The organism is Anaerovirgula multivorans (assembly GCF_900188145.1).
Classification (GTDB): domain Bacteria; phylum Bacillota; class Clostridia; order Peptostreptococcales; family Natronincolaceae; genus Anaerovirgula; species Anaerovirgula multivorans.
Genome location: NZ_FZOJ01000012.1, coordinates 37,768 through 55,772 on the forward strand (window position 1 = coordinate 37,768; position 18,005 = coordinate 55,772).

General features: G+C 32.6%; 17 protein-coding genes. 5 read left to right on the forward strand and 12 right to left on the reverse strand.

Going from position 1 to position 18,005, the window contains the following annotated elements; all coding sequences use genetic code 11:
- Positions 1–165: 165 nt before the first annotated feature.
- A complete protein-coding gene (locus CHB72_RS26595) occupies positions 166–321 on the reverse strand; it encodes a hypothetical protein (RefSeq protein WP_176431369.1) in 156 nt (51 codons plus the stop codon).
- 559 nt (positions 322–880) lie between these two features.
- On the opposite strand from CHB72_RS26595, the gene CHB72_RS13205 reads away from it, so the two are divergent.
- Together CHB72_RS13205 and CHB72_RS13210 are read left to right on the forward strand one after the other, a co-directional pair.
- Positions 881–1,606 carry a M15 family metallopeptidase gene (locus tag CHB72_RS13205; protein WP_089283353.1) on the forward strand — a complete coding sequence of 242 codons (726 nt, stop codon included), beginning with the start codon at positions 881–883 and terminating at the stop codon, positions 1,604–1,606.
- A 496-nt stretch (positions 1,607–2,102) separates the two neighbouring features.
- Positions 2,103–3,443 carry a DUF6398 domain-containing protein gene (locus CHB72_RS13210; RefSeq protein WP_089283354.1) on the forward strand — a complete coding sequence of 447 codons (1,341 nt, stop codon included), beginning with the start codon at positions 2,103–2,105 and terminating at the stop codon, positions 3,441–3,443.
- A 327-nt stretch (positions 3,444–3,770) separates the two neighbouring features.
- On the opposite strand, the gene CHB72_RS13215 is transcribed toward CHB72_RS13210, so the two are convergent.
- The 3 genes from CHB72_RS13215 to CHB72_RS13225 form a co-directional block, all read right to left on the reverse strand.
- Positions 3,771–4,349: a permease gene (locus CHB72_RS13215; RefSeq protein WP_089283355.1), complete on the reverse strand. Its 579-nt coding sequence runs from the start codon at positions 4,347–4,349 to the stop codon at positions 3,771–3,773.
- Entirely contained in the window at positions 4,346–4,825 is a 480-nt protein-coding gene (locus CHB72_RS13220; protein WP_089283356.1) for a permease, read from the reverse strand. Before CHB72_RS13220 ends, CHB72_RS13215 begins: the two co-directional genes overlap by 4 nt.
- Before the next feature lie 257 nt (positions 4,826–5,082).
- Entirely contained in the window at positions 5,083–6,411 is a 1,329-nt protein-coding gene (locus CHB72_RS13225; protein ID WP_089283357.1) for an FAD-dependent oxidoreductase, read from the reverse strand.
- Between the two features lie 161 nt (positions 6,412–6,572).
- Between CHB72_RS13225 and CHB72_RS13230 the strand changes: the two genes are divergently transcribed.
- Both CHB72_RS13230 and CHB72_RS13235 read left to right on the forward strand, forming a co-directional pair.
- Positions 6,573–7,061, forward strand: coding sequence for a MarR family winged helix-turn-helix transcriptional regulator (locus tag CHB72_RS13230; RefSeq protein ID WP_242975126.1), 489 nt, complete (start codon positions 6,573–6,575; stop codon positions 7,059–7,061).
- 56 nt (positions 7,062–7,117) lie between these two features.
- Complete coding sequence (locus tag CHB72_RS13235; RefSeq protein WP_089283358.1) at positions 7,118–7,519, forward strand: pyridoxamine 5'-phosphate oxidase family protein; 402 nt, start codon at positions 7,118–7,120, stop codon at positions 7,517–7,519.
- A gap of 214 nt (positions 7,520–7,733) precedes the next feature.
- Here the strand turns inward: CHB72_RS13235 and CHB72_RS13240 are convergent, their stop codons facing one another.
- Positions 7,734–8,690, reverse strand: a complete 957-nt coding sequence (locus tag CHB72_RS13240; RefSeq protein WP_176431371.1) for an aminotransferase-like domain-containing protein — start codon at positions 8,688–8,690, stop codon at positions 7,734–7,736.
- Between CHB72_RS13240 and CHB72_RS13245 the strand changes: the two genes are divergently transcribed.
- Entirely contained in the window at positions 8,679–9,572 is an 894-nt protein-coding gene (locus tag CHB72_RS13245) for a DMT family transporter (protein ID WP_089283360.1), read from the forward strand. The genes CHB72_RS13240 and CHB72_RS13245 overlap by 12 nt on opposite strands.
- Before the next feature lie 392 nt (positions 9,573–9,964).
- Here CHB72_RS13245 and CHB72_RS13250 read toward each other — a convergent pair whose 3' ends face one another.
- The 7 genes from CHB72_RS13250 to CHB72_RS13280 form a co-directional block, all read right to left on the reverse strand.
- Positions 9,965–11,131: a bis-aminopropyl spermidine synthase family protein gene (locus CHB72_RS13250; protein ID WP_089283361.1), complete on the reverse strand. Its 1,167-nt coding sequence runs from the start codon at positions 11,129–11,131 to the stop codon at positions 9,965–9,967.
- 913 nt (positions 11,132–12,044) lie between these two features.
- A complete protein-coding gene (locus CHB72_RS13255; protein WP_089283362.1) occupies positions 12,045–13,136 on the reverse strand; it encodes a DUF4179 domain-containing protein in 1,092 nt (363 codons plus the stop codon).
- Positions 13,129–13,695 (reverse strand): sigma-70 family RNA polymerase sigma factor, encoded by a 567-nt coding sequence (locus CHB72_RS13260; RefSeq protein ID WP_089283363.1) that lies wholly within the window; start codon positions 13,693–13,695, stop codon positions 13,129–13,131. The genes CHB72_RS13255 and CHB72_RS13260 overlap by 8 nt, the downstream gene beginning before the upstream one ends.
- A gap of 1,009 nt (positions 13,696–14,704) precedes the next feature.
- Positions 14,705–15,772, reverse strand: coding sequence for a DUF4179 domain-containing protein (locus CHB72_RS13265; RefSeq protein WP_089283364.1), 1,068 nt, complete (start codon positions 15,770–15,772; stop codon positions 14,705–14,707).
- Positions 15,759–16,325, reverse strand: a complete 567-nt coding sequence (locus CHB72_RS13270; protein ID WP_089283365.1) for a sigma-70 family RNA polymerase sigma factor — start codon at positions 16,323–16,325, stop codon at positions 15,759–15,761. The genes CHB72_RS13265 and CHB72_RS13270 overlap by 14 nt, the downstream gene beginning before the upstream one ends.
- Before the next feature lie 390 nt (positions 16,326–16,715).
- Positions 16,716–17,444 carry an MBL fold metallo-hydrolase gene (locus CHB72_RS13275; protein ID WP_089283366.1) on the reverse strand — a complete coding sequence of 243 codons (729 nt, stop codon included), beginning with the start codon at positions 17,442–17,444 and terminating at the stop codon, positions 16,716–16,718.
- Between the two features lie 169 nt (positions 17,445–17,613).
- Positions 17,614–17,883 (reverse strand): CD3324 family protein, encoded by a 270-nt coding sequence (locus CHB72_RS13280; protein WP_089283367.1) that lies wholly within the window; start codon positions 17,881–17,883, stop codon positions 17,614–17,616.
- Between the last annotated feature and the right edge of the window lie 122 nt (positions 17,884–18,005).

Genomic DNA, 18,005 nt, shown 5'->3' on the forward strand with positions numbered 1-18,005 from the left:
TAACTGCGTTTTTTTTTAGAGTTAACGAAACATAGGCTTTTTTAGTGGTGTATTTGACTTTTGCCTAATTATATTTTCTTTATTTTGTATAAAGTTTCCTCAAACTTCTTTAAAATCCTGCTATAAATAGGCCTTAGAGAAAAAAGTGCTCCCTTCATATAATTTTCAGTTGCCTTTACTATAAAAGGCTGTATCACTTAAATTTTCGTAATTTATTTTGTTTATTTCCTTTACAATTTTTTCATATAACACTATATTATAAATTTCCTTGTACTTTATACTTCTTAAACCCTCTCTAACTGATGATAGTTTTTTAAGCATAACAAAAAAACCTCCCATATAATAATTTAACATTGGAAAAAAGTCTCTAAAAGTATAGGTTATTAGAGGTTTACCAAATTATCTTACTGGTGAGGTTATTGAATTTTTTAAAATGTATTTAATTATAATAAGTAATGTATATAAAAGCAATAAAATATCAAGAGACATTATTAAATGATTTGATAATGAAGTTAGAAAAAATGTAGAAATAATACACGTACTTATCATAATATCTATAATAACATCAAGATATAATATATCCTTATTTAAAAGATTTTGATAAGATAATATTTCACACAGGTAAGAAACCCTGTGGCAATAAAAAGAATTACTACCTGCAAAGCTTGATGTGAAACGAATAAAAATATACATCATTGCTGTCAGTGAAATGAATAGCAATATCATATCAAAATTACTCCTTAGTAAATTCTATTGTATTATTATACTATATTATTCAATAGAATATAAGGAAAAAAATTAAAGAAACTGAATAATATTAAAAGAGGTAATCTTTCCCCGCCAAAAAATTCATCAAGAATCTAGAAGAGTAGGTGAATAAATGAAAAGATATATCATTATACTAATATTGATTCTCATAGGCATATTCTCCGTAAAAGGAATTTCTGATTTTAAGCAAACAACAAAAAAAGTGTCTATTGCTTTAAGTAAAGAATATGAGAATACATTAAAGAAAGATATATTCTCACTAATGATGGCATATCCTGAATATATTCTAGATATTGAAGTGATAGATAAAAATCAGGTCTATCTTATATTAAAATCAGGGAAAAAATTGATCTATGATGGCAAAAAAGAAAAAACAGCGTTAGAAAAGCTACAAAATCCTGACCTGCAAGATATGATGGAGCAGAAGTATATGCTGGGTTCCATAGATGCTCTTATGCCTCAGGATTATAATCCTGGGAGAATAAGAGCATACTCTCTGTCGAAGGAAGTGTATGGAAATAATCAGTCAGAAATAGAAAGAAATCTCACAGGAATAACACTAAATTCTACTCACCATCGTTTTAATGCTAATAACTCAGCAGCTCATTTCCTTAAAAATGCAATTGCAGAGTTAAATCAGCTGGCAAAAAATAATCCTGAACTTTGGGGATATATGTATCCCATAGGAGGTACGTATAATTATAGGTACATAGCCAAAACCAATATGCTAAGTCCCCATGCCTTTGGCATATCAATAGATTTGGCTATTCATAAAAATGATTACTGGCAATGGACAGCAAGAATAGAAAGAGAAAAACGATTAAAGGGTTATCCGTAGGCTATAGTAAATGTAATGGAGAGTAACTACTTTATTTTGGGGGGCAAATGGGGATACTTTGATATACTTCATTTTGAGTATCGGCCAGAAATCATAATGAAGGCACTGTATTTCGCCAATGAAGATATACGTGTATCAGAAACAATATGGTTAATAGAAGAAAGGCCCCAATACTTTTTTTCTTCTGATTAATTTCGGTTCTAACACCAATTTCTATTTAATCTTTTATGTCTTGAACAGCTTGATTTCATTCAAGATTCCTCCATGCTAGAATTTTGCATTTCTAGTTCTAAGAAGACTTAAAATATTCAAAGTATCTCATAGTATTTTATCACAACCATAACACGCCATAAACATAGAAATCAATATCCTGCCAGATCAGATTCCACAATTAAATGCAGTAGTAGAAAATAAAAGTATAGAAAAGCATATATTGTCTAAAAATGCAAAAAATGGTACGATAAAATAAATTACGATGATAGGAGGAATTATTATCATGGCAAAGAAAAAGTCTATGAGTGTGCCAAAAACAATGCAAGACAAATATACTGAGATCTCTAGCTTCATTGAAGGATTCTGTGATAAATATCTCAATGAAGAATATAAGTTTACTTGTTTACAGCTGTGTGCTGCCTTATGTAGAAAAAGACCTTCTCCTCTTGCCACAGGAAGAGGAAAGATATGGGCTTGTGCCATTGTACATGCTGTCGGAAGCGTAAATTTTTTATTTGACCCTTCTCAGATTCCTCATATGAAAGCTGGTGAGCTCTATCACCGCTTTGAGGTCAGCAATAATACCGCCAGCAGTAAATCCAAACTCATTCGGGATATGATAGGAATGACACCCTTTGACCCTGAGTGGACATTACCTAGTAAAATAGAAGATAACCCCTTGGCATGGATGATCATGGTAGATGGCCTTGCTATAGATGCTCGACAAGCCCCTTTGGAAATCCAGGAAATCGCCTTTGAAAAAGGATTGATCCCTTATATTCCTGATCAGAAATCAGAAATTCCTCAAGGGAAGGTCATTGAATTTCCCAGAAGGACACAAAAAAGTAAGAGTGAAAGAAAAGACCCCAAAAAACTTCTTGAACAAGCTCAAGAACTTGCATATCAGGCTATGGGAGCAGATAGTAGCAAGGAAAGCTGTATGCTGGCTCACCGTGCTTTAGCATTGAGTCAAGACTGTGTAGATGCCTATATGATTTTAGCTGAAGAAGAAGCAAAAACCTCCGAAGAGGTTATCAACTTTTACCAAAAAGCAGTTGAAGCTGGAGAAAGGATTATAGGAAAAGAAAACTTTAGGGATTATGAAGGTCACTTTTGGGGTTTTGTAGAGACACGACCTTATATGATGGCAAGGTTTGCCTTAGCCGATATGCTATGGTCCATTGGTAAAAAACAAGAAGCGATAGATCATTGTAAAGATATATTGAGACTGAATCCCAATGACAATCAAGGGATACGATATATTTTGCTAAACTGGCTGCTGGAAATCTCGGCTACTACGGATATCGAAAGATTATTTAAAGAATATGAAGATGAATGGTCTGCAGCATGGCTATATAGCAAGGCCCTATATTATTTTAGGGAAAAAAAGAAATCTCAGGCAGATAAAATGTTAAAAGAAGCTTTTGAGTCAAATGCTTATGTTCCCTTATATATTTTAGGGAAGAAAAAAATCCCTAAGTCACCTCCAGAGTTTATAGGTATTGGAGATGTAGCGGAGGCCGAGGCCTATGTATGGGATGCCATAGAGCTATGGGAAAAAATTCCCAATGCCAAAGAATGGATAAAAAATCATTTTGATGCATTCTCAAAGAAATCTTGTTAGATGGTATGCTAAAACACTAATAAACCTTAAAGTGCAAGCTCTCATGTCTTACCAACAAGATTCTGTTCAAAGCTAAAATTTTTTATAGCTAGTAGTCGATAAGAGAAGATCTCCCTTTATCGATATCTGCTCTTATCTACTGCCAGTGCAGTCAATGATTCATAGTTTATTTAATTATGCTATAGTGCTTATTTAATATTGAGTATAATCTATTTGTTAAAGTATCATTTTATTGAGAAGATCTTGTCTGTTCCCCTAAAAATTCTTTAAAGCAGATGGCAAACAAAACGTCCCCTTGACATTCTTAATTTATGTGGAGGATAAACTTTAAAAATCAGAGTTTTTATATAGCCTATCTTCCCCTTGGTTTGTGTATAGCTTATTTGCATTGCTATAAATTAATTTTTTATCGTTGTCCGTTAAAACCTTTTCAATCGTATACGCAATGGCAATAACCACAAATATATTTAAAATAAAACTCAACAGGGTATATTTCCACCCCATGGAAGACGCTATAAAAAGTAGCAAAGGTATTCTGATATTGGTAGATGAACATAAAAAGATTAAAACATTTGACAGCTTACTGCCTTTTTTTAGCAATATTCCTGCTATTGGCAGCAGAGCATATAGCGGAACTGCAGTAACTAACCCCAGCAAAAAAGCAATAAGTATCCCTTCCACACCTGACTTTTTACCCATAATCTTTATCAGCATTTCTCTCTCTACCCAAACATCCAGTAACCCGATGCATATGAAAATAGGTGTGAGCATAAATAAAAAACTGATAAAATTCTTACCCGTAAAAACCAGGGATTGACTTCCAACCTGTGGATGGAAAATTAGCATCAAAAGAACAAAAATGGCTAGGATTATAAAAAATTTATATTTTAGAAATATTTTTTTCATGTCAATATCACTCCAATAATAAAAGCGACTATAAACGAAAATAGGTAAGCTAATATATTGCGAAGTAAAGCAGCCTTTGTGCCAAAAAACTTAATTTCTAAGGGCATTGTCACAAAGCCAACCGTAGTAAGCGTACAAATAAAAACTGCTATTTGCATTAAACCTGCACCATTTTTGAGTAATTGTGAAACAATGGGGAGAACAGTAAAAACAGGAACTAACGTAACCGAACCCACAATAGATGTGAAAATCATACCTTTTACACCTGATTGCGTTCCAATAATACTTTGTAGTGTTCCTGAATCCAATAAAGTAAGTAAAACTCCAACAAGAAATAAGATAGCCAAAAATTGTGGCAATACGGCCAGAAAGCTATTCCGTGCCTTCTTTAACGCCAAAGCTGTTTTCTTTCTATCTTTAACAAAAGATAAAAGCAAAAATATAATTGTAATGATATATAGAATATATGTAAACATCTTTCACCAACTCGCAAGTTTTAGTTTTATCCGTTGACTAACAACCCTCATCTCCCATTTCACAGCTTTAATCCATACTTGAAACCTTCAATGACGTTGTTCTGAAGTTATATATTCTTATTTTACCATAGTTTTCCTATGTTAAATATAGCTTGTCAGATTTCACGTGAAAACAATAAAATAACTGTATATGTTGAAGCTACAAGAAAAAGAGAATTTCCTCAGTCACAAGAAAATTCTCTTTATTATTCACGATCCTATTCTGCACTTAATCCCGCTAGATTCAATAAATTCCATGGTTTGTTAAAATAAGGCTGGAAGAAGAAATCTATAAAGGCCAGTTCATCGATGGTCATTTTGTTTTGAATGCAAACAGAAACTGTATTGATGGATTGGGTCAGATCTGTTTTTGAAACAATCTGCCCTCCTAATATCCTTCTGGAATCTTTATCATATACGACTTTCAAGGTAGCTGCATCATAGTCCGGCATAAATTCAGGACGATAGTTATCCGTTACCGTTACAGTTTGAATATCCATACCTAGATCTCTTGCTGACGCCTCCGTCAGTCCTGTAGAAGCAATATTATGCTCATAGATTTTGATTCCTGATGTACCTTGGGTACCCATATATTTTATTGTTGGCTTCTTTAGATTCCTTGCCACCAGTGTCCCCATGCGAACGGCATTGGTTGCCAAAGGAATGTATCTGTGTTCACCTGTGGGATTATATATAATGGCACAGCAGTCCCCGGCAGCATAGATATCTTCTTTACTGGTACGCATATACTCATCCACAATGATAGCTCCATTGTTCAGCATTTCCAGTTGATCTTTGAACAGTTCTGTGTTTGGGCTGAAGCCAATGCATAGAATCACCAGATCCGCATCATATTCTCCTTTTGATGTTACTATCTTGGATACCTTACCCTCTTGACCTTCAAATCGCATCACGGTCTCACCTAAAGCCAGTTTTACACCATGATCTGTAAATGCCTTTTCTGCCACATCCGTAAACTCTTGATCCAAATATTTGCTCAAGGTACGATCCAACCCATCGATTAAAGTTACATTTTTTCCTTTCATTTCAAAGGCTTCTACCAGCTCTACACCGATATACCCTGCACCTACTACGACAATATTTTTTGCATCCTTTGCCTTTTCAATAATCTTATTGGAGTGAACATAGTTTTTTGACAGCAGAATATTTTCCAGTTGGATACCTTCGATCTTGGGAACGATAGGCCATGATCCTGTTGTAATAATTAATTTATCATAGGTATCCTCATATTCTTCACCTGTTTGAAGATCACGGACTTTAAGCTTTTTATTGTCCATATCCACATGTATAACATCCTGTTTCATTTTTGTAACCACACCCATGCTTGCCAGTTCCTCTGGAGAGCTGTAGAACAATCCCTTTGGATCCTTTACTACCCCACCCACATATAAGGCTATACCGCAGGAAAGAAATGAAATATTGTCATTTCTTTCATAAACAGTAATTTCTGCCTCTGGATATAAACCAGCTGCATTCTTTATAGCAGCCGTTCCCGCATGGGTACAACCAATTACAGCAATCTTCATTACAAAATACCTCCTTAAATATATTGATAACGAGTTTCATTATCATGAATCTCCCAAAAAAACCTATTAGAAACTTAAGGCTCTACATTGTCGTTAAGGCATTCTATCCTTGTTCCATAATATCTTTTACCCCTAAAACAGGCATCATAACAGGAAAATATTTGAAATTTAAAAAAATTTTCAAAATATCTATTGACACTAGTTTGATATCAAACTATAATGAAAATATGAAAACCAATACCATTATCTCATTAATCTCAACGATAAGAGAAAGAGCGCATAAGTTCATTATGCGTGAAATGAAGGAGCGAAACATAAAAGGTCTTGTAACGTCCCATGGTGATATTCTTGTTGCACTTTTTAAAGAGCAAGTGCTTACTATGAAGGATATCGCTAATAGAATCGAAAAAGATAAGTCTACCGTTACAGCCTTGGTGGATAAACTGATAGACATAGGTTATATCAAAAAAGAAAAAGATCCATCTGATAACAGGGTAATCTTAGTCATGCTGACAGAGGAGGGAAAAAAGCTACAATCTAATTTTGAAGAGATATCAAATGCATTATTATCTACAGTTTATAAAGGATTTTCAGAGGGTGAAAAGGAAATACTCATTAAAAGCTTAAATAAAATTAAAGAGAATTTTTAAATTTTTTACATAAAATATTTGATATCAAACTATAAATAAAATTGGAGGTAATTCTAATGCAAGAAGTAATCAAATTTTTAAAGGAAAATTCGAACGGGTATTTAGCAACAGTTGAAAATGGTAAACCTCGGGTCAGACCATGGGGATTTATGTTTGAAGAGGGGGGAAAATTCTATTTTTGTACAAACAATACAAAAGATGTTTACAAACAGTTGAAGGAAATCCCTTATGTTGAGTTTTCAGCTACTGGGCAAGACTTTGTTTGGGTGAGAATTGAAGGAGAAATTAAATTTACTGGTGATTTAAAAATCAAAGAAAAAATACTTGACACTCAACCTATGGTAAAATCAATATACAAGACTGCAGACAATCCAATATTTGAGGCTTTTTATATAGAACATGGGGCAGCTACTATAGCGGACTTTTCCGGACAACCGCCAAAGAACTTTGAATTTTAAATATGCCCATCTATATTCAGAATAAAGGCTTTTAATGAAAAAAATGTCTCCTCTGAATGCTTTTAAGGCTATGGATCTCCATAGCCTTGTTTTATTATCCACTATTCTTCTTTTCCATAAGCATTTAATTAAAATCATCTCCATGCAAATTTGCTGGAACAAAGGCAGCTCTCTTCTTGCTCTAACTTAAATCAAAAAAAATGTATAAACACCATCACTGTGAAGCATAAGCTCTGATTTCTTCAAACACTGTCTTGAGGCCGCATCTAATTTGATCTACAAGAAGATGGGATATGGCTATCCTGAAACTATTCTCATCCTGATGGTCTACTGTTAAGAATTCTTTTGCTGTTAAAATAAGGATGTTTTTCTCCTTAAGCCTTCTGGCCAAGGTATTGACATTCAATTCCGGAGGCAGCTTTACCCAGATAAAGAAGCCTGTGGGCGGAACAAAATATTCAATTCCCTCAATACTTTGGTTTTTCAGAAATTCACGTAAACAGGTCATTTTCTTTCCATATTCTCGTTGAATCTTTCTAACGTGGTTCTTATACATACCGCTGTTTATAAAAATCTCCAGTGCACCTTGAGCCAATACCGATGTGCTTTGGTCATGACACCTCTTGTGTTCAAAAAATTCATCTTTCAAATGATCATGTAACACAACAGCACCAATTCTAATTCCTGGCATAAAGGTTTTAGAAAAGCTTTTAATATAGATTACCTTTTTAGAGGTATCATAGTAATATAGGGGCAATGCTTTTCTGTTTGTTTCGATATCAATAAAATAGTCATCCTCAACAATATAGACGTCATATTTTTGGGCCAATCCAACAATTTTCATCTTTTCTTTTTCAGAGTAGCTTGTACCCAAAGGATTATGGAATCTTGGAATCGTGTAGAAGAACTTGATGCTTTCTTGTTTAAATATTTTTTCCAACTCTTTCAGATCAATCCCATGAAAATTTCTCTTTATTCCAATCAGTTTGTTACCATTTAAAATCGTCATATCTTGCATAAGGCGGTAAGTAGGCTGCTCCACCAGAATATTCTTTTTACCATTAGGAAAAGGCATGTTTGATAAAATACTCAATGCCTGCTGTGACCCGGAAGTAATAAAAATCTTCTCTTCTGTGGTAAATACCTGGTATTCGCTGAAATGATCCTGCAATACCTTCCTTTGTGTTTGGTTGGTATTAATATCGCTGTCGGTAAAGTGATTTCACAATCAGTTCCTGTTTTTTTATTCGCCAATATCCGTTTTGTTATCGCAGCAGCTATATTAGTACCTATGGTTTTTATGCAAAAAGATAGGAAATTCAGTCTTGATCCAAAGGATTGGATGCTGCTTTTTCTACAGTCATTATTCGGCGTCTTTCTATTCAGTATCTTTATGCTTTACGGCGTCCGGTACACTTCTGCCATTTCAGCCGGTATTATTACAAGTACTACACCAGCATGCATAGCTCTGATCGCCATCTTTTTTCTTAAAGAGAAACTGAATTTATATAATTCTATCTCCATAGCACTTGCTTTTTTAGGAATCACCTTGATTTCAATTGATGTAGAGGGTATTGTATCCCCAAATTCAGCCAATATGTTTGGGAATGCCCTTATTCTATGTGCAGTGATTTCAGAAGCACTGTTCACTATTTTTGCAAAACAGGTGTCCACCAAGCTTAAACCGTTGCAAATGACTGCAATAGTAAATGTTTTCGGATTTTTGTTATTTATTCCATTTTCAATATATTCTTTAATGACAACAAGAATAATCATAACACCCCGTATATGGCTACTAATGATTTATTACTCTTTGACGGCAAGTATATTCTCATTTTTTCTCTGGTTTAGAGGGATAGCTGATGTTCCTGCTAATATAGCAGGGCTGTTTACAGTATTTATGCCTATCAGTTCAGCATTTGTAGGTATTGTCTTCTTACATGAAAGTTTCACAACAAAACAAGCTGTCGGTATGATCTTTTCAATTGCTGCAATTTATTTAGGCATACGCAAACCTAAAGAATCAACTTCAAATCTTTCACTATTTGATTGACGCTTTTAGCTAAAAGTTTAGAGTCAAATTAGTATATTAGCAGAAACCACCGTTACTCATGATAAGGTTCTCCGTAACGTTTGAACTGCGGTTTTCTCAAACTATGTTAACCAAAGGCAGTATTTAGTAGGTTTTTGACAATGTACCTCCCCTTTATCATGGCTTACATTTTATCACAAGTTCAAATAATCCTGCAAAGTCTACTGCTTCCATAAATACGTAGTAATCAAAACCCTCCTTGGCATTTAATTCTTGTTTATTTTAAAGATTATAATCTTACAAAAACTGTCCAATTTAGTTTAGTAAATCTAACACTCTAAAACTTACTAGGGGTAAGGTACTTGCGCTTAATTATTATAAGTAAAGCTTTATCTATAGCATATCAGCCTAAACTAAATTTTGCTTTTCTCAATTAGATTAAATATTTGCTTACCACATCTACTGCAACCATTTGACTTTAGCTCTTCTATAGTTTGGATTTCTTCTAAAAGCCCAACTTTAGTGGTTTCACCACAATCCCTGCACCTATAAAGGCGAACCGTTTTTTTTAGTTCTCCAGTATAAAGCGGTCCATGATAAAAAGTTTGTATCAATGCCTTACTCTTGCTAGTAGTTCTAAGAACTACCATTTGACCAGTATTACCAATTATCCCGGCTCCTTCATAGGTATTAAATCTAGCCATCACTTTAGAAAGCATAAGACCCATATCTACGAAGCATTTTTGCATAGAAAGTTCAAAATCTGGTGACTTGTGAGCATAAGAAAGAAAAATTGGAAGACCACTCCGCTTTTTCAAAGTTTCAACTCCTCTTGAAAGAAATAAGATCATTCCCTCCAAAGTATAAGGAGGATCAGTAAAGAAACAATCAAATTGTTCTATAAAATTATTTAATAATGCCTTTCTAAAATCTAAACACACGCATTTAATAGGAAGTCTTTCTTTCTCAGCTATATCTTGTATATAACTGAGAATTCTATTGTCAATATCCATTACAGAAATTGTTGTACTGCAATGTTCTATATTCGTAAACAACTTCTTGAGCAAAAAACCTAGCGCTATACTTACTAAGTCATCATCTCCTAAACATAAAATGTTTTTACCTATTAGCGCGTAATTCTGTAGGCATAACACTGCTCTTTTTACAGCCGTATCTAAAGTGCATTTTGATTGATCTATAGTAATATCTGCTGAGGGACGCTCTATAAATATTTCATTTAAAATACATTTTATTTCAGTAATTTCTTGCTCTTCTTCCCATGTTTCTTTCAATAACCTCATATATAGGCCCTTTCTTATTCCCTGGAAACCTAGCTTATTCTCTATGAAGTACAGCCCTTCTTTGGTTAATCTTACTCCATTATTTTGAATTAGTAATCCACATCTAATAAGCTCTTTTTTTACGGCTACAATCACAGGTATGGGTAAAAGGTTTTTTCTTGCCAATTCTTTGTTAGAAATACCTTCTTTGAAATATACATTTAACAATATATTCTCTATTATCTGTTCTCCTTCTTCTATATTTACATTTTCATTTACTTTTTTTATATAATTAACCATTGATATCACTCCATATTATATTGATTTTAGTTACTCAATTCTTTTATTTCTGCATGTAAACTAATAAAAAGCAATCTATGCTCTAAATAAAGTATGCTTAATCTATCGTTTCTCTCAAAGATTAATTTTTAACTATTTCCTTAAAAGTAAGGAAAGTTCAATACTGGTATGTTAATAATTAATTAGAAACATAAATAGCAAAAATAAAAAAGGCCGCAGCAACACAAAGTCACTACAGCCTTTCATATTTTACAATATATGTCAAATCAATATCCTATTTAACCCTACACTGAATTGTTAAATTTTAGAATAAATAATCAGCAAGGGAAAATATAGTATAAAAACTCGTTTTTTGACATAAAAATACCGTACAAAAGCACGGTTTATTAACATATAATATAAGGTTGAATTCTATCCGTGTTCCTAACTTCTCCTTAAAAAACTCATCGACTAATAGACTTAATATAAATTAAGTTTGCAAATTTTTCAAGAAATAACTATTCAGTTAATTAGTTAAGAACTACCTCGGACATCAAATTCTCTCCCTTCTTATTCTTTGATTATTTTCAATCCATATTATAACATATGTAAATAAATAATACAATATTAGTTTATTTTATCTGCACGGCAATATTAGTTTATTTTATCTGTTTATTTTTAGTTTATTTTATCCTTCATATTACTAGCATGTTATTTTACTTATATCAATATATCTTTTAATTAGTTATTTTCAAAACCATCATTACTTCCGGCTAGTGTAGTCCAGCTTTGCTGGACGCACCACATAGAAAAAGGGCTAATTACCATGCCCTTTTTTTAGTAAATAGTTTTTGTGAAATTTTTCTTGATAGCAGTTAGCTGGCCTTTAGCATCTCCCCTTGTAGGAAATTATCGTTTGTTCAATAGTCTCTAATTATAAAACAATCTTTGTATCATTCAAGGTTATGCTTTTTATTTGATCCACATCAATCAACCTTTTCATCTGCATATTGAGCACACATTTTGTCCCCCTCATAGAGCTACCCCACATAGATGCATCCTTCTGTGTCAGCACAGTACCATCCTTTAATTCAATTGCTGTAATTTGGATCAGTTCCCCTGTTCCAGTCTCTGGAGGCTTTGAATCGTGCTCTTCAATATAACTTCCGCTTATTTGTACATTTAATGCAATCGGTGAAATAGATATTGAATCGATATTAACTGTTTCTCCATCTACCATCAATTTTTTCCCTATGGTATACTTTGTTGAAATATCCTCATAATCCAGCTTCCATTCCAGATTCCATTCACCTTCAATATCCGTAATCCAATCTCCGTTTATATAATGTCTTAAATCTCTAAACTTAAGGCTGATCATTTTCCCATTATTTATTTTTTCATCGGCATCCATATATACCAAGATAGTTGCCTTATTGTCATTTTCATTGTCGTCATCTAACATGTCAAAACTGTATCCGTGACTTGTAGCCCCTTCAACCTGAAGATAGAAGGCATCAAATCCTATATTCGAGTAGATAACCTTATCTTCTGGAGCCGTAATATCAAGTAAAATGTACAAATTGTTTGCATCACCGATTGTCTGAACTACTTCGATGGTAACCCCATTATTTTCATCACTTATACCAACATTCATTCCGCCCCCTGACAGATCTGCATTATTGTATTCTTCTATCCCAAAGTAGTTGGAAATTCGAATATCCCACTGAAATATCTCCGCTGCAAAAGCTGTAGTTACAAGGGCAAATACTGCTATTAATGCGACAGTTAGAATTTTTCTTTTTTTCCCTCTTGGCTGATGAGATGTTGTATATTTGTCTTCATTCTCCACTCCGATTTTTCCAATTGTCATTTTTAATATCCTCTCCTTTTCCTCTTTTGAAAGATCATCCTGTAAAAGGTCCGAACCATCCAGAATGTTCATAGTCTCCATCTCAAAGATCTCACTGAACATTTTATCTATACGATATTCTCCTTTTTTTTGATTCGTTTCATTGTTATTATTCATACTGGACACCCCTTCCTAGAAGCTCCCTCTTCAGCTTGCTCTTTCCTCTGTACAAATGGTTTTCTACAACTTTTGGCGTCAAACCAAGTCGCTTTGCAATATCATTTACCTTTTCATAATAAAAATATCTTAGAATGAAAACCGACCGCATAGGTTCTTCCATGCTATTTACAGAATCATGGACAATATTCTCATTAAGCTTTTTTACATAATCGCATTCCAAATCAACCGTGGCTTCAATAACTACTTCTTCCACCGACAGTACAAAGGTCTCTTTCTTCATCACTCTTCGTTTATCAAGTGCAGTATGCCTCGCTATCCCGTAAAGATAACTTTTCAGTGAGTAATTCCCGTTGCTCTTAAACTTGTCAATAGATTTCCATAATCCTACGAAGCTGTCTGCCACCGCTTCCTCAATATCCTCCCCACTGCAGTCGAATAAAATGTTTTTACAAATTGTTTTAACAGGACCGCCATATTTATCTATTGCCATATCGATTCCTTCACTCGGAGATTTTTTCAGCATAAGCAGGACACGTTCCTCATTAATATCTTGCATTCTAACTTCCTCACAATCCTTTTACTTTATATTGTTATTTTATATTTGAAAAACGTCTTTCATAATACTATTCGTAAGATTGTAGAGTTTTCACTCACTCCTAGGTAAATTTTTTAGTAGGAAACAAATATCTCAAAGCATTAAAATGTTGGCGGAGCTTATGCTATGTCTAACTATCCTGTGTTTTTATAAAAAAATAAAAGTATCAAAATTAATTTTTATTTCACAAGTTATATTTTTGTCTGCATGTTTTCTGCTTCAACTAAAAATATACCAATTTTTTTAACTGTTATGAGTAATTAGGTGGCCTAGTATGTCTAATAACGCGCTTCTATCGTCAACCTTTAGCTTTTTCTACAAATAAGTTGGAGACATCATTTATATTTCTAGTTATACCAGCAAATATATTCTAAAGCATACCTTGCACGATTCATTCAACGATTATGATTATTGGAATAATAACTATCCACAAATTGATACTGTAGAAACCAAAATAAATCAAATTAAAAATGCAGGGTATTGTTATAAATCTCATTTTATTGCGCCTGTCATCGATTGGACCGATAATTATCATAATCCATTGCAAGCTAATCTTAGTAGGATGCTTAAAAAGTATACAAACAATGAAGTTGCAAAACAGGCTATTAATATTCTACAGACAGAAATTAATCTATACCATAAATATTGTTCTGAATATAGCTATGTCTTTTATATTATGTGTAAGTAAGTCGGTTTTTTATAATGTAGATTGTAATTTATTTTACCCTAAACCCCACTGATTTCAGTGGGGTTTTTCATGCCTAGATATACTACACATCAGAGACTTTTCCACTGGAGATATTTCTTATTCATTGTGAATACTAACTTTTGGAAAAACCGCCGTCACTTATGGTACGGTTCTCCGTATCCCTGAACTGAAGGTTTTATGTAAAGAAGCAAGCAAAATAACGTTGCAAAAATAACAGAAGTGGCGAGGACTTCCTCACCACTTCTGTTATTGCATATATCATTATTTGTTTAAAAATATTGTAAATTCTTCTCCAACTTGTTTATAATCATTACTCTCCCTCCCGCTTTCTTCCGGTAGCTTTGCAGCATATGGAGTTAAGGTAATAGATGTAATTTCATCAGAAAAATCTTTGTATAAATTTGAGTATTTAAATACAAAATCTTCACCTGATTTACTGCTTAAATAAAAGGTTATTTCATTTCCTAAATTATCATATCCTCTTAAGTCAATTTGATAAGAGCCATTGGATTTTCCTTTCACATTTCCTCGTATCTTTTGATTTACAGGATTGTATCTAAGTTCTTCCAGAATGTAGCTTTGATTATCTATGTCGAAAGAATAATCTAATGGCAACACATAAGTATCTGCCATTAATTCACTACCATCTGCTGTGAATTCAAATATCCATTTTCCTTTCACTTTCCCTTCTACTATATCTTCAGATTTAATTGTAAAGTAATTCAAATCACTAAAAACAATTTTTATATCTATATTTTCTTTAGTATCAATACCTACAGCATCAACAAGATAAGTGTCAACAAACATTGTTTCAGAATCATCAATTTTTCCACAACTACCTGTCATACCATTATTCCTTAATTTCTTCCCATTAATAAAAATATTATGATCAAACATAAACCCGTCTACAGGTTTATTGATGTTGACAATTGTAGAAAAAATCAACTCGTCTTTATCGATAATAACATCAGTTAATTTGATTTCTACTCCATTATTTTCTACTATTTGATCAACTACATTTCCATAAAGCTCAATATTCCTTTCAATACCCAATGCTTTCCCTATAGAATAAGTAATTTCTGAGATTGTTGATTGAGTAGCAGCATAGACATTTTTCCCAAAACTTGTTTGACTAAAAATACCTATAGTTAATACTAAAGTAGCAACAATGATGCCTATTTTTCTAAAATCAAATTTTTTCTTTCTTTTTTTTCTAAAATTCTCTTTCAATTTTTTCTTTTCCATATCCGTTAATTCCTCTCTTTCATAATCATTAATATTAAATTCCATTTGATTTAGAAGTTCATAAATATTTTTAGAGTTTTTCATTTTCATACCCTCCCTCAATACCAATGATTCCACGAAGTTTCTTTTTACCCCTTGAAATTCTATTATAAAGAATAGGTTTGCTAAGTCCTGTATCTTTAGATATCTCATCCATATCTCTGTCTTCAAAATATAATTTGTGGAAAATCTTCCTGTCCTCTTCCGATAAACTCTGTAGCATTTTTTTAATTTCTTTGCTGGTTTCATCTGTCAAAATTTCAATAAGAGAATAATCTTCCACAGGGATTATTAAATCTTCTATATTTTCATTTTCTAAATCCTTTAAATATTTCCTTACATAATCAATAGACTTATATTTTGCTATTCCACCTATCCAATTCTTAAAGCTGGATTTCTTTGGATCATAGTAGTGAATATTCTCCCAAATAGCAAGGATACAATCATTCATACATTCTTCATAAAAATTCACAAGAGAGAAAAGATGTTTTTTTAAAACGGTCTTGAGGATCCATGCATAATTATCAACGACATATTCTAAAGCTCCTTCATTTCCAATCTTCATTTGATCAATAAAATTTTCTTCTGTTATTTTCAATAGTATCACCTTCTTTAAGTGTTGCTTTCTACATGTAGATTTTTTTATATATTTATCTTTTCACTCAATACTTCGTAACAATAAGAGTAAATCTATCAAAAATTTTATCTTTTTAGATTTACTAGGTCAATTATATTTAGGTTAAGTTTTTGATTTTATAATTTTAAAGAAATCTTTTATTACAATTCTAGACCCTTATAGGAATCACCTTCCTTGCAAAACAAAGGAGCCAGCAGGATCTGCTCCTACTAACTCCTTTAGAAAAACCACTTCTTCCAATATGCTAGTACCATTATCAAAAAACCGCAGTCATTTATGGTACGGTTTACCGTATCGTTGTATCGGCGATTTTACTTATAATAAAACAGTTACTTAGGACAAATCACTAACTTAACTTGAAATAATGCTACTCAACGACTTTTTAATATCTTTTTTATAAACTCCCCCGTGGTAGCAAATAATTCTATCTATTTCATAATTCATTAATTTAATAATTGATTTTTTTGCAGCTACCATGTCTAAAGTATATTGTGGATTTGCAATAGCAAGCTTATTGTTTTCAATAACTAATGCATCCCCAGCAATCAATGTTTTACTAGTTTTAATGTAAATTGAAATATGTCCTGGCACATGTCCTGGAGTAGTAACTATTTCAATACCTCCACAACAATCAAAAAAATCCTTGTCCTTTATGCATATATCAACATCACAGGGCTCTACTGATTCAAGTATGCTATGAAAAGTTTTTGCACCCTCTTTTTCTCCCTCTGATAAAAAATCATATATAGATTCTGCCTGTTGTAGTCTTAATGATTTTTTACTTCCATTTATATACTTTTCATCATCTATGGATGCCAATACCTTTATAGAAGGATACTTTCTTTTAAATGCCGCTAAAGACCCCATGTGATCGAAATCGTGGTGAGTTATAATTATCTTAGACAGTTTTTTTATATCAATCCCTCTAATTATTGCTTCCTCTTCTACCAGTGATAAAAAATTTGGATATCCGCAGTCAACCAAAATCATTTCCCCTTCACCTTCAATTATTACTGGATAAATCCTATTTATTTCATCATTAAAACCAACCTTGATTTCTAGAATATTGATTTTATTCATGTAACTCCCTCCTACCATTGTATACTCTCTCATCCAATTATATTCATAATACCATTAACACAAGTTCTTTGGTGACCATAATCATTTCTGTATTATCCTTGACCTTTTAATAAAAAAAGATACTTGATCTCTTTTAATATCAAGTATCTTTTGGATATTTTTATTTTCTTCATATTTTGTATGCTCTAAGGATTCTTCTAATGCTATTTTCGGTAAGATAATACTGCTTAGCAAGAGCTTTTATAGGTGTTCCTTTAAAGTTTTTGTTAAAAATTTCTATATTTCTTTTCTTTATTTCATCCTTATATCCACTATTTTCTCCCCATTTCTTTTTATTTTCAGTTTTTCTAGGTATATAGATATATTTCCCATCAGCATATTGCTGAAGCAGTTCAACGATATCTTTTGGTAATAGGTTTTGTGCCTTTTCATATTTCATAATCTTTGCTCCTATTCAATATTATTATTTATTAATATTGAAGCAAAGACTGCATAAAGTTATTTTATCGAATCTCTCTTTAAAAATGGCCCCAAACAAAGTACATCTTTGTTTTTACAGTC

Excerpts from the sequence above, each read along its gene's own strand:
- CHB72_RS13235 (WP_089283358.1), top strand. The coding sequence starts at position 7,118 with ATGCAAGAAGTAATCAAATTTTTAAAGGAAAATTCGAACGGGTATTTA.
- CHB72_RS13205 (WP_089283353.1), top strand. The coding sequence starts at position 881 with ATGAAAAGATATATCATTATACTAATATTGATTCTCATAGGCATATTC.
- CHB72_RS13215 (WP_089283355.1), bottom strand. The coding sequence starts at position 4,349 with ATGAAAAAAATATTTCTAAAATATAAATTTTTTATAATCCTAGCCATT.
- CHB72_RS13220 (WP_089283356.1), bottom strand. The coding sequence starts at position 4,825 with ATGTTTACATATATTCTATATATCATTACAATTATATTTTTGCTTTTA.
- CHB72_RS13275 (WP_089283366.1), bottom strand. The coding sequence starts at position 17,444 with ATGAATAAAATCAATATTCTAGAAATCAAGGTTGGTTTTAATGATGAA.
- CHB72_RS26595 (WP_176431369.1), bottom strand. The coding sequence starts at position 321 with ATGCTTAAAAAACTATCATCAGTTAGAGAGGGTTTAAGAAGTATAAAG.
- CHB72_RS13255 (WP_089283362.1), bottom strand. The coding sequence starts at position 13,136 with ATGAATAATAACAATGAAACGAATCAAAAAAAAGGAGAATATCGTATA.
- CHB72_RS13210 (WP_089283354.1), top strand. The coding sequence starts at position 2,103 with ATGGCAAAGAAAAAGTCTATGAGTGTGCCAAAAACAATGCAAGACAAA.
- CHB72_RS13260 (WP_089283363.1), bottom strand. The coding sequence starts at position 13,695 with ATGCAAGATATTAATGAGGAACGTGTCCTGCTTATGCTGAAAAAATCT.
- CHB72_RS13225 (WP_089283357.1), bottom strand. The coding sequence starts at position 6,411 with ATGAAGATTGCTGTAATTGGTTGTACCCATGCGGGAACGGCTGCTATA.
- CHB72_RS13280 (WP_089283367.1), bottom strand. The coding sequence starts at position 17,883 with ATGAAATATGAAAAGGCACAAAACCTATTACCAAAAGATATCGTTGAA.
- CHB72_RS13245 (WP_089283360.1), top strand. The coding sequence starts at position 8,679 with ATGATCCTGCAATACCTTCCTTTGTGTTTGGTTGGTATTAATATCGCT.
- CHB72_RS13265 (WP_089283364.1), bottom strand. The coding sequence starts at position 15,772 with ATGAAAAACTCTAAAAATATTTATGAACTTCTAAATCAAATGGAATTT.
- CHB72_RS13250 (WP_089283361.1), bottom strand. The coding sequence starts at position 11,131 with ATGGTTAATTATATAAAAAAAGTAAATGAAAATGTAAATATAGAAGAA.